The organism is Amycolatopsis sp. cmx-11-12, assembly GCF_046269425.1.
Lineage (GTDB): Bacteria > Actinomycetota > Actinomycetes > Mycobacteriales > Pseudonocardiaceae > Amycolatopsis.
Genome location: NZ_JADNQM010000023.1, coordinates 103,826 through 116,658, shown reverse-complemented (window position 1 = coordinate 116,658; position 12,833 = coordinate 103,826). Strand labels below are relative to the sequence as shown.

Annotated in this window: 5 protein-coding genes; all 5 read left to right on the top strand. The window is 71.1% G+C overall.

Annotated elements, in window-relative coordinates; all coding sequences use genetic code 11:
* The first annotated feature begins 116 nt into the window (after positions 1 to 116).
* The 5 genes from ACLARN_RS28055 to ACLARN_RS28035 all read left to right on the top strand — a co-directional run bounded on the left by ACLARN_RS28055 (position 117) and on the right by ACLARN_RS28035 (position 12,832).
* Positions 117 to 1,034, top strand: coding sequence for a LuxR family transcriptional regulator (locus ACLARN_RS28055; protein WP_409494461.1), 918 nt, complete (start codon positions 117 to 119; stop codon positions 1,032 to 1,034).
* Positions 1,035 to 1,479: 445 nt separating this feature from the next.
* Positions 1,480 to 2,877 (top strand): MFS transporter, encoded by a 1,398-nt coding sequence (locus ACLARN_RS28050; protein ID WP_409494460.1) that lies wholly within the window; start codon positions 1,480 to 1,482, stop codon positions 2,875 to 2,877.
* 171 nt (positions 2,878 to 3,048) lie between these two features.
* On the top strand, positions 3,049 to 4,809 hold the full coding sequence (locus ACLARN_RS28045; RefSeq protein WP_409494459.1) for a fatty acyl-AMP ligase: 1,761 nt from the start codon (positions 3,049 to 3,051) through the stop codon (positions 4,807 to 4,809).
* The gene (locus tag ACLARN_RS28040; protein ID WP_409494458.1) at positions 4,806 to 11,252 is read left to right on the top strand and encodes an SDR family NAD(P)-dependent oxidoreductase; all 6,447 of its coding nucleotides are present in this window, start codon (positions 4,806 to 4,808) and stop codon (positions 11,250 to 11,252) included. Before ACLARN_RS28045 ends, ACLARN_RS28040 begins: the two co-directional genes overlap by 4 nt.
* Entirely contained in the window at positions 11,249 to 12,832 is a 1,584-nt protein-coding gene (locus ACLARN_RS28035; RefSeq protein WP_409494457.1) for an acyl-CoA carboxylase subunit beta, read from the top strand. Before ACLARN_RS28040 ends, ACLARN_RS28035 begins: the two co-directional genes overlap by 4 nt.
* The last annotated feature ends 1 nt before the right edge of the window (position 12,833 follow it).

Sequence of the window (12,833 nt, the reverse complement as noted above, 5' to 3'; positions counted from 1 at the left end):
GTTCAGGCGCACGATCCCGCCGCTTTCCCCCTCAAGACCAGTGAGCGGAAACAGAGACACCGCGACGCCTGACATCGATGTCAGGGGATGTCCTGGGGGCGGGGAGGAGAAGCGTCATGCCGGCCGAGTCGCGGGGCCTGTCGAGGGAGGCCGAGCAGTTGTACCGGGCCTTGCTCGACGGGCATCCGATCACGCCCGGCGCCGAGCTGGCCGAACTCGAACGGTTCGGCCTGGTCCGAGCCGGTGTGACCGGAGTTGAAGCGTGCCCGCCTCGCGCGGCGCTGTCCGCGTTCGCCGCGCTGCATGAGGCCGCCGCCGTCCGCGCGCGGGAAGCGGCCGAAGTCCTCGGCGCCGCCTACTCCCTGCGGACCGGCCGGGACGCGGACTTCGTCGAGGTGCTGCGCAGCCGCGACGAGGTGATCGCCACGTTCGAGGCCATGCAGACCCAGGCGGGCGTGGACATCGTCGCGCTGGACCCGGGGTCGTACATGAGCCCGAAACCCGAGGTGAGCACGATGCAACCGGGTTCGATGGCACGCGGCATCGGCTACCGCGTCGTCTACGACTCGTCCGTGCTCCAGGACGACGACGGATTCGCCCAGGTGCAGTCGAGCATCGCACTCGGGGAGCAGGCCAGGGTGTTCCCCAGGCTGCCCTTGAAGCTGGTGATCGCCGACAGCAACCGGGCGCTGATCGCCGTCCCGAACTCCGACGCCGGTGACGTGCTGGCGTTGCTGATCCATCCGTCGATGCTGTTGAGCGCCCTGATCGAGCTGTTCGAATCGTTCTGGCGGATGGCCGTACCGGTCCGGGCGGGCGGCCCGGACGACGCGGAAGCGGCGCAGGAGCCGACGCTCGCCACTCGTCGCCTGCTCGCGTTGTTGAGCGGAGGCCTGACCGACGAGGCGATCGCCCGCGAACTCGGCGTCAGTGAGCGGACGGTGCTCCGGCGGATCAGCAGGCTTCAGCAGCTGCTGGGCGCGCAGACGCGGTTCCAGCTGGGAGCACAGGCGTCACGTCAGGGCTGGCTCTGAGTCGCAGGTGGCGTTGCCCTCCCTGTGCGGGGTGAAGGGGACTTTCTCGCATGCCATGCGGGGAAGGCGTCCTTCACACGGCGAGTTGTGGCGATCCGGCCACCACGCCCGGTCGGCGAGGTAGGGAAGGTCTCCTTGCCTACCCTCAAGGTAGGGAAGGAGACCTTCACGGACCTGCCGTCGACCAACGCGGGGCCGCGGAATGACATCAGGTTCGGAATTCGTGGCCGTTCGGGTCATGGTCACTCCTTGCCGCACGACGACGTACGCGCACGACATGTACTCACACGTGTGAGGAAGTTGGCAACCACCCGGCTCGCGTTCGAATGCGGTTCTGTCGCGGGGGCACCAAAGGGGAAGGCAGGAGTTGTCACTTGAGTAAGGGTGAGGGTGTCGTGAGTGGTAAAGACGGGCCTGACCGTCATTGCCACTAACGAGGTGAGAAATGATTCTGCGAACGCTGGTCATGATCGCGCTCGGGGCATTCGTCACCACCCTCGACAACACGATCGTCGCGGCGGGCGCGCCCTCGATCGCCCGCGACCTCGCCCTCGATCTGCCCGCCCTGCAATGGGTGAGTATCGGATACATGCTCCCGTTCGCCGGCCTGCTGCCGGTGGCGGGCACGCTGGTCGACCGCTGGGGGCAGGCCGCGACGCTGAGAGCCGGGCTGCTCGCGTTCGGCGCCGGAGCGGCCGCCGGCGGGCTGGCCACGACAGCGTGGCTCGTCATCTCCGCGCGGGTTTTGCAGGGCGCCGCCGCGGCGTTCCTCGTCCCGGCCCTGCTCAGCCTGCTGCGGACGAATCTCGACGCGCGAAGACGAGCTCTCGGCGCCACGGTGTGGACGGCCTGTCTCGCGGTCGCGCTGGCCCTCGGCCCGACACTCGGTGGCGTGCTGAGCGAATACCTGGGCTGGGGCTGGATCTTCTTCGTCAATCTCCCCTTCGTGGCGGCGATGCTGGTCCTGCTGCGCACGGTCCGTACCACCGGTCGTGATCTGGCGGTGGCACGGCCCGCCGTGCTCTCGATGCTGGTCGTGACCACCGGGATGGTCCTGGTCACCGCGGCCGTGGTGGAACTGGGCGAGGGCGGCGCGGTGCTCGGCGCCGCCGGGGCGGGCTTGGTGATCTGGTTCGTGCTCAGGGAAAGACGCGCGCGCGAACGGCTGGTGCCCGCGGAACTGACCGGTCATCGGGTCTTCACCGGCGCGCTCATCGTGCAGTTGCTGTGGGGACTGGGTGTCTCGGGGGTCTTCTTCTTCACGCCGTTGCTGCACCAGGAATCCCTCGGGCTCGGACCGATGCTCGCCGGATTACCGCTGGTCGCGGTGGCGGTCGCGGTCGTCGCCGCGACACCGCTGGTGCCCTGGGCGGTACCGCGATTCGGTCCACATCGGACTGTCGTGGCAGGGTTGGCCACGGTCGCCGCCGGACTGCTGGCGGTCGCCGCGGTCAACCACGTCCCGGAGGTGCTCCCGAGGCTTCCCGGCCTGGTGCTCATCGGCGCCGGATCCGCGCTGACCACGCCGCTGACCTCGCACGCGCTGGAAATCGTGGCGGAGAAGCACGCCGGTGCCGCTTCCGGCCTGCTCACCGCGTCCCGTGAACTGTCGAGTGCGCTGGGGGTCGCGCTGATCGGGGCCGTGTTGACGGTGGTGCGCACGGCGAGGCTCGACGAAGGCCCCGCACCCGCTTTGGCCGGTGGCTACACGGCGGGCCTGCTGACCGCGGCGGCCTTGCAACTCGTCGGCGCGATCCTCGCGCTTCGGCTGCTGAGTGGCCGGACGGGGCAAAATCCGTCCCGAAGTGACAAGCGGGGTGACCCGTTTCTCTCGTCCTGGTGAGCATGGCCGCACCGGCATCAGCGTTTCGTGGTCCTTTCATTGACACTCTTCCCGGCCGATCCATACAGTTCCCCGCAGATAAAGAACGGTCTCCGGAATGGAATCCGATTTTCGGCAACGGTGCCGTTCCGAATTCACCCCGCTCCTGCTCACGTCGTCAAACGAGGGGCTATGGAAACCATTTCGGAAACGGTCGTCGCCGCTCGCGGGCGGGACGACGCACTCTTCGGGGAGTCGTTCGCGACCCTGCTGGAGTACTGGGCCCGGCGGCTCGGCGACGAGGTCGCCGTGACCTACCTCGACCATCGGACCGGCGCGGACGGCCGGGCGATCACCCTGTCCTGGCGCGAACTCGACGACCGGGTCAGCGCTCTCGCCACCCGGCTGGCGGTTTTCGCCGCACCGGGGGAGCGGGCCGCGATCCTGGCGCGGCAGTCCGCCGACTACGTCGTCGCCTTCCTCGGCGCGATCCGGGCCGGGCTGGTCGCGGTCCCGCTGTTCGCCCCGGATCTGCCAGGGCACGCGGGCAGGCTGGCCGCCGTGCTCGCCGACTGCGCGCCGCGAGTCGTGCTCACGACCGCCGACGGGATCGACGGCGTCTCCGGTTTCCTCGCCTCGACGGACTTCGAGCGCCCCGCGGTGCTCGCCGTCGACACCCCAGCTCCGGTCGCGGCCGGTGAACATCCCTGGCCGCGACCGGAACCGGACGGACTGGCGTACCTCCAGTACACGTCCGGTTCCACGCGGACGCCGGCGGGAGTGATGCTGACCCACCGCAACGCGCTCACCAACGCCCGCCAGGCCTGCGACGCGTACGCGATCGAGACCGGGACGACGTCCACTGTCAGCTGGCTGCCGCTCTTCCACGACATGGGCCTGATCCTCGGCATCGGCGGGCCGATGGCGGCCGGGGCGGCCTCGGTCCTGATGGACCCGCTCGCGTTCCTGGAACGTCCGTCGCGCTGGCTGCGCGCGCTCTCGGCCAGCCCCGGCGCGATCAGTGCGGCCCCGAACTTCGCCTACGCCTACAGCGCTTCCCGCGTGAGTGAGGACGAGAAGAGCTACCTCGAACTGAGCCGGGTCGTTTCGCTGATCAACGGAAGCGAGCCGGTGTTGCCCGCGACCATCGCGAAGTTCCACGACGCCTTCGCCGAGTGCGGACTGCGCCCCGAGGTGCATCGTTCCTCGTACGGGCTGGCCGAGGCCACCGTGCTCGTGTCCGTCACCGAGGCGGGCTGGGCGCCGAGGCAGGTCACGTTCGACCGCGACCGGCTCGCCGCCGGGTTCGCGATCCCCGCCGCGCCCGGCGTGCCGTCCACGACACTCGTCTCCTGCGGACTTCCGGCCGGTCAGCGAATCCGCATCGCCGACCCGGTCACCGGCGCGCTCGTCGAACCGGGCAGGGTGGGGGAGATCCAGGTCAGCGGCCCGAACGTCGGCGTCGGCTATTGGGGGCGGCCCGCCGCCTCCGCCGCCGTCTTCGGCCTGCCGCCGGTGGATCCGGAGTCCGGTGCGGGCTGGCTGGCGACTGGAGATCTCGGCGTGCGCCACGACGGTGAGCTGTTCATGACCGGCAGGCTGAAGGATCTCGTCATCGTCGACGGCCGCAACCACTACCCGCAGGACATCGAACAGACCGTGGAGACGCATCCCGCGGTCCGGCCGCATTCCGCCGCGGCCTTCGCGATCGAGCACGAAGACGGCGAAGCGGCGGTCGTGGTGCTGGAGCGGGCCAAGGGGTTCGAGGCCGACATCACCATGGCGACCGCGGAGATCCGGAGGGCTGTCTCGGTCGCGCACGGCCTGCGCCCGCATGACGTCGTCTTCCTCGAGCCGGGCGAAGTTCCGCGCACCTCCAGCGGCAAGATCAGCCGCGCCCTGTGCCGTAAGTCCTATGTGGATGGTCTGCTGACCGCGCGGCGGCTCGGGTGAACGCGGAGATCCGTGCCTGGCTGATCGCGCGGGTAGCTGAGTGGACCGAGATACCCGAGGACCAGGTGGATCCGGACCGCCCGCTGCACGAAAGCGGATTGTCGTCGCGGGAGTCGATGGAGCTCGCCGCCGATCTGGGCCGGTACCTCGGCCGTCCGCTGCCGCCGACCCTGGTGTGGCAGTACCCGACGATCACCGCCCTCGCCGATCGACTGTCCACAGTAGATCGTGAAGCTGTCGCGAGTGTGGAAGGCCGTGCGGAGGAACCGATCGCGATCATCGGCGTCGGCTGTCGCTTGCCGGGCGGGGCCGAGTCCCCGGAGCGGTACTGGCGCTTCCTGGACGCGGGACGCGACGGCATCCGCGAGGTTCCCGAAGACCGCTGGGAGACCGGCCTGGACTGGCTACCCGGACGCGGCGGGTTCCTCGGTGACATCGCGGGCTTCGACGCCGAGTTCTTCGGCATCGTGCCGGGTGAGGCCGAAGCGATGGATCCACAGCAGCGGATGCTGCTCGAAGTCGCTTGGGCGGCGTTGGAGCACGCCGGGATCCCGCCGTCCACCCTGCGGGGAAGCCGGACCGGGGTGTTCGTCGGGCTTTCGGCGGGCGAGTACGGCCACCTGACGATGAGCGACCCCACCGCCGTCGACGTCTGGTCCGCCACCGGGGCCGCGACGAGTATCGCCGCCAACCGGCTTTCGTACCTGTTCGACCTGCGCGGGCCCAGTCTGACACTCGACACCGCTTGTTCGTCCTCGCTGGTGGCGGTGCATCAGGCGGTGCAGAGCCTGCGTCGCGGCGAATGCGGGACCGCGCTCGCCGCCGGGGTGAACCTGCTGCTTTCGCCCGCCGTCACCGCGACCTTCCAGCGTGCCGGGGTGCTGGCCCCGGACGGTCACTGCAAACCGTTCGACGCCGCCGCCGACGGCATCGCCCGCGGCGAGGGCTGCGGGGTGGTCGTGCTCAAACCGCTGAAGGCCGCCCGCCGCGCGGGGGACCGCGTGCTCGCGGTGATCCGCGGCAGCGCGGTGAACTCCGACGGCCGGTCCAACGGCCTCGTCGCGCCCAGCCCCGACGCGCAGGCCGCGCTGCTGCGTGACGCGTATGCGGCTGCGGGCGTCGAACCGTCCTCAGTGGACTACGTGGAGGCGCACGGTACCGGCACCGCGCTGGGGGATCCGATCGAGGCCGGAGCGCTCGGTGAGGTGCTCGGAGCCGGGCGCGAACCTGCCCGCCCGCTCCTGATCGGCTCGGTGAAGGGCAACCTCGGCCATCTCGAAGGCGCGGCGGGGATCGCCGGGCTGATCAAGGTCGTCCTCGCGATGGTCCATCGGCGCCTGCCGCCGACCCCACATCATCGCGAACCCAGCCCGCACATCGATTTCGCCGGTCTCGGCCTGCGAGTGGTCGGCGCCGGGACAGACTGGCCGCGTTACTCCGGCCTCGTGCGCGCCGGGATCTCCGCGTTCGGCTTCGGCGGCACGAACGCCCACGTCGTGCTCGAAGAGTGGCCCGCCGCTTCGTTTCCCGCTCGCGGCAAGGAAGCCGAAGGCCCGCAGGTGCTCGCGCTGTCGGCCCGGTCGTCCGAAGTGCTCCGGGCGCGGGCCGCGGATCTCGCGGACTGGCTCGAAGACCCCGCCAACGCCGCGGTGCCGCTGGACGTCGTCGCCGCGACCCTGGCTCGGAGCCGGGACCATCTTCCGGTGCGGGGCGCCGTGGTCGCCGACGGGCGTGCCCGGGCGGCCGCCGCGGTGCGCGAGCTGACCGCCGCCGAGGTCGGGGCCGTGCCCGGCGTCGTGTTCGTCTTCTCCGGCTACGGTTCCCAATGGCCCGGGATGGGCCGCCGCCTGCTGCGCACTGAACCCGCGTTCCGCACCGAGGTCGAGGCACTCGATCCGGTGTTCCAGGCCGAAGCCGGGTTCTCCCTGCGTGAGGTGTTCTCCGGTGAGCGCGACCTGCCGGACCTCGGCGCGACGCAACTCGCGTTGTTCGGCATGCACCTCGCGCTCGCCGGGCTCTGGCGCGCGCACGGTGTCGTCCCGGCCGCGGTGCTCGGGCATTCGATGGGCGAGGTCGCGGCCGCCGTCGTCGCGGGGGCACTGGACGTCGCGGAAGGCCTGCGCGTGATGAGCACCAGGGCCCGGCTGCTCGCGGAGGTCGACGCGACCGGCGACGGCGCGATGGCCGTGGTCGAACTGTCCCCGGCCGAACTGGCCGACCTGGAAGCGGAATTCCCCGGCATCACCGTCGCCGTCTACGCGTCGCCTGTCCAGTGCACCGTCAGCGGCGCCGCGGACCAGGTCGAGGCGCTGGTCTCGCACGTCGAGAGCCTCGGCAGGCTGGCGAGGCGGCTGCCGGTCCGGGGTGCCGGGCATTCGGACGCCGTCGACGCCGTACTCGACCGGTTCCGTGCCGACCTCCACGGGCTCTCTCCGCGCCCGGCCGAAATCCCTTGCTACAGCAGCGTTCTCGACGATCCCCAGCGGACACCGCTGTTCGACGTCGAGTACTGGGCGGCGAACCTGCGCCGTCCGGTGCGGTTCAGCCAGGCACTGGCGGCGGCGACCGCCGACGGGTACGGCGTGTTCGTCGAGATCTCGCCGCATCCGGTGGCGCTGGCCGCGATCGAGCAGAGCACCGGGGCGCTCGCGCTGCCGTCCGCGAGCCGCAAGATCGACGAGCGGACGGCGTTCCTGACCACGCTCGCCCGGCTCCACACGCTCGGATTGCCCGGCGTGCTCGATGCCCGCGGCCCCCGCCCGGTTCCGGTCGCGCTGCCCGCCCCGCGCTGGCGGCACGAACGGTTCTGGCCGCGGCGCGCGGCCTCCCGGCCCGGATCCGGTGGCACGCATCCGTTGCTGGGTGTCCACATCGAACAGCCGACCGGCGATGGGCATCTGTGGCGCGCGGACGTCGGGACCGCGGTGTTTCCGTGGCTGGCCGACCACGCGGCGATGGGGGTCCCGCTGTTCCCCGCCGCCGGATTCCTGGAACTCGCGCTCGCGGCGGCCAAGGCCGTCCGGCGGCCAGGCGGGCAACTGCGCGTCGGCGGCCTCGAACTGCACCGGGTGCTCCCGCTCGCCGCGCACACCGAGGTGACGACCAGTCTCAGCGCCGGTTCCGGACCGTCCGAAGTGGACGTCTACGCGCGGTCCGCGCACGGCGGCTGGATCCGGCACGCCACCGCCCGCGTCCGCGACGGGGACACCACGATGGTGCCGTTCGGCACCGTCTCCGAGGACGCGCGGCCGGTCGACCTCTACCAGGTGCTGGCCGGGATGGGGCAGAGCTACGGTCCCGCTTTCCGAGGGCTGCGCGGGGTTCTGGCCGAGCCCGGCCGGGCATCGGCGTCGATCACCATGCCCGCCGATCACCCCGCCTATGTCCTGCACCCGGTGATCGCCGACGCTTGCCTGCACGCGCTGGCCGCGGCAGGCGGGGAGGCGCTGCGCGAGGCCGAGGGGGTCTTCCTGCCGCTGACCCTTGGCGAGGTCGTCCTGGCAGGCGATCCGCGCCGCGGGGTCCGGGTGGACGCGGTGCTCGACTCGCTCGATCCGGCCGGTGACGGCTTGGTCGGCAGTGTCCAGCTGGTCGACGCCGAAGACGTCGTCCTGGTCGAGTTCCGGGAGGTCTACTGCCGCCGGTTCCAGCGTTCGGCGCTGCCGGTACCGATGCCGGACCTGCTGTTCGAAACGGTCTGGCGGCAGGCCGAGCTGCCCTCGTCGGAACCGGCCACGCGCAGCTGGGTCGTGCTGTACGACGACGAGCATGAGGGCAAGCCTTGGCTGACGGCGTTGCGCGAGCAGCTCACCGAGTCCGGGGACGAACTGGCGATCGCCCCGCTCGGAGACCGGGCCGCACTGGTGAAACTCCTGGGATCCCGTGAAGTGACAGGTGTGCTCGTGTGCGTCGCCACCACGGGCGACCCCGACCCGATGCGTGCCGGACAGACGGTCGCCACACTCTCCGGTGTCCTCGCCGAACTGGCCGAAGAGGCGTCCGCACCACGGTTGTGGCTGGTCAGCGCGGGGGCGTCGGCCGTCGAACCCGGCGAGCGCGGTGATCCCGGCCAGGCCTGGCTGCGCGGGCTGGTCCGGGTCCTCGCCTTCGAGCATCCCGAACTGCGGGCGAGTCAGGTCGACTTCGACGCCGACCCGGATCCCGCCCGGGCGTGGGTCGCCACGCTGGTGGCGGAGATCCGCGCGGACGCGCCGGACGACGAGATCGCCTGGCGTAAGGGCATCCGGTACACGAGAATGCTGGCGCGTCCGAACCTCGGCGAACCCGGCCACGAAACCGTGGTGCGCGACGGCGCTTACGTGATCACCGGTGGGCTCGGCGGCCTCGGTCTGGTGGCGGCGGACTGGCTCGCCGGACGCGGCGCCACCAGGCTGGTCCTCTCCGGACGGCGTGGCGCGAGCGCGGACGTCGAACCGATGCTGGCGGACCTGCGTGACCTCGGCGCCGACGTCCGCGTGGTGGCGGGCGACATCGCCGAACCGGGAACGGCCGAGGCGCTGGTCGCCGCGGCCACGGAAGGCGGTATGCCGTTGCGTGGAGTGCTGCACGCGGCCGGTGTGCTCTCCGACGGCGCCGCCGTCACCGTCGACGTCGACGCGGTCGAGGCCGTCTGGCGGGCGAAAGCGCTGGGAGCGTGGCGGTTGCACGAGGCGACCGCCGGACACGACCTCGACTGGTGGCTGACGTACTCGTCGGCGGCCGCGTTGTTCGGATCGCCCGGGCAGGCCGCCTACGCCACCGCGAACGCCTGGGTGGACGCGCTCGTCGCGTGGCGACGGGCCGCCGGACTACCGGCCGCGACCATCGGCTGGGGAGCGTGGGGCGAGGCAGGAGCGGCCGTCGGCAGCCGCAATCCGGTCCTCGAACCGCTCGGCACCGAGGAGGCGCTGGCGGCGATGGACGCAGTGCTGACGCGAAACCGTGTGGCGACCGGCATCGCCCGGGTCGACGCCGGGACCGTACTGGCCCTGTTCCCGCGTCTCGCCGAACGACCGTTCTTCGAACTGCTGGTACCGAAGGAGGAATCGGAATCCGGATCGTCCACTTGGGACGAACTGGACGCGCTGCGGGCGGTCCTGCCGGAAGCCGCCCGCGAGATGCTGGCCGACTACCTCGCCGGACTCGTCGCCGGGATGCTCGGCCTCGCCGCCGACGAGATCGACCGGCACGTCTCGCTCACCCAGCTCGGCCTGGACTCCCTCACCGCGATGCGCGCCAGGGGCGTCGTGGAACGCGATTTCGGCCTGCCGCTGCCGATTCCGCTGCTGTTGCGCGGCGCCAGCCTGGCCGAACTCGCCGACCATCTCGCCGAAGAGGCCGGGTTCGGCGGGGGAAGCGCCCGGCCCGCCGGACCGAGCGTGGTGGTCGGACCCCGTGATCCGGCCGAACGCTGGGTCGCCCGGCACTGGCAGGCGGAACTGGGCGGCGCGGAGCCCGGCGTCCACGAAGACTTCTTCGCCGCGGGAGGCGATTCCGACGGCGCGGAGCGGCTGCGTTCGGCGTTCGCCGGGCAACTCGGGCCTGTCCCCGATCGGCTTTTCGGGACGCCGACGATCGCCGCGATGGCCGATCTGCTGCGTGACCGGATCGAGGGACGCGGGGGCTGTCCGGTCCGGCCGCTGCGTGAAGGCGGCACCGATCCGGTGTTCCTGTTCCATCCGGCGGGCGGCCCGACGAGTGTCTACGACGGACTCGTCCGCCTGCTGCCGGAGGGGCGGCCCGTCTACGGGATGGAACGGATCGACGCAGAGGACACCGTCGAGGGCAAGGCCGACTGCTATCTCGAACTGATCCGGGAGATCCAGCCGCGGGGGCCGTACCGGCTGGGCGGCTGGTCGTTCGGCGGCTGCCTGGCCTACGAGACGGCCCGGCGGCTGACCGCGGCGGGGGAGCGGGTCGACCTCGTGTTCATGATCGACTGCATCCTGCCGTTGCCCGCGCCCGGGGTACCGGCGCACGAGATCCTGCTGGACCGCTTCGACCGGTTCGCCGAACACGTCGAGCGGACCTACGGCGTCCCGCTGGACATCCCGCGTGAGGACCTCGTCCGGCTCGGCGACGACGAACAGATCCGGCTGGTGATCGGCGAACTGGCCGCGCAGGTGCCCGGGATGGGCCAGGGAGTGCTGCGGCACCAGTACGAGTCCTATGTGGACGCACGAGTGGCCGAACGCTACGCCCCGGAGCCGTATGCCGGGCCGGTGCTGCTGATGCGGGCGCGGGAACCGCATCCGCTGACCACCACCCTCGACCCGCGCTACCTGCGTACCGACGACGCCCTCGGCTGGGACGCCTTCTGCGCCGACCTCGAAGTCGTGCGCGTCCCGGGTGACCACCTGTCGATGATCGATCCGCCGCACGTCGAGGTGGTCGCCGCGGCGCTCACTTCCCGGCTCGCGGCACCGAGAGCGGCGCGGCCATGACCGACGTCCCGTTCGCTCCGACGACGGCGTTCCGGATCGCCGATCTCGCGGCCCGGCAGGACGAAGCCGTCCGGATCGCCGAGAAACGCGCCGTGGACCGGCAGCACGCCAAGGGCAAGCTGACCGCGCGCGAACGCATCGACCTGTTGCTGGACCCGGGTTCCTTCGTCGAACTCGACCAGTTCGCGCGGCATCGGTGCGTCGAGTTCGGGATGGACGCCAACCGGCCCTACGGCGACGGCGTGGTGACCGGGCACGGCACCGTCGACGGCAGGCAGATCTGCGTGTTCTCGCAGGACTTCACCGTGTTCGGCGGCAGCATGGGCGAGGTCTTCGGCGAGAAGGTCCTCAAGGTGATGGATCTGGCGATGACGCTGGGCTGCCCGGTGGTCGGGATCAACGACTCCGGCGGCGCCCGGATCCAGGAAGGCGTCGTCTCACTGGCCTACTACGCCGAACTCGGCAGGCGCAACGCGCTGGCCTCCGGTGTCATCCCGCAGATCTCGCTGATCATGGGGCCCTGCGCGGGCGGGGCGGTCTACTCGCCGGCGATCACCGACTTCACCGTGATGGTCGACGAGACGGCGCATATGTTCGTCACCGGGCCGGACGTCGTGCACGCGGTCAGCGGCGAGCGGGTCACCGCCCAGCAACTCGGCGGCGCCGCGGTGAACAGCGAGATCTCCGGGAACGCCCACCACCGGGCCGCCGACGAACAGGACGCGATCGACTGGGTGCAGACCCTGCTCGGCTATCTGCCGTCCAACAACCTCGACGCCGCCCCGGAGTACGCTGACGAGACCGCGCCGGAACTCACCGCCGCCGATCTCGAACTCGACCGGCTGGTGCCCGACTCGCTGAACCAGGCCTACGACATGGCCGAGGTGATCCTCCGCCTCGTCGACGACGGCGAGTTCACCGAGGTGCACAGTGCCTTCGCGCCCAACATGATCTGCGCGTTCGGCCGAGTGCAGGGCCGCACGGTCGGCGTCGTGGCCAACCAGCCGCGGCATCAGGCCGGCGTGATCGACATCGACGCCTCGGAGAAGGCCGCGCGGTTCGTGCGGTTCTGCGACGCCTTCAACGTCCCGCTCCTCACCCTCGCCGACGTCCCCGGCTACCTGCCCGGCGCGGACCAGGAACGGCACGGCATCATCCGCCGTGGCGCCAAACTGATCTACGCCTACGCCGAGGCGACCGTGCCGAAGGTGACCGTGGTGATCCGCAAGGCCTACGGCGGCGGCTACGCGGTGATGGGATCGAAGCATCTCGGCGCCGACGTCAACATGGCCTGGCCGACCGCCGAGATCGCGGTGATGGGTGCCGAGGGCGCGGTGCGGGTGCTGCACCGGCGGGAACTGGCCGCGATGCCACCGGAACAGCGGTCCGTCGAACAGCGACGGCTCACCGAGGCGTACCGCAAACGGCATTCGAACCCTTACCTCGCCGCGGAACGCGGTTACGTCGACCAGGTCATCGCGCCGTCGCGGACCCGCCTGCAAGTGGCGAGGGCCCTGCGCGCGCTGCGGACCAAACGGCAGACGCTCCCGGTCAAGAAGCACGGAAACATCCCTTTGTGAG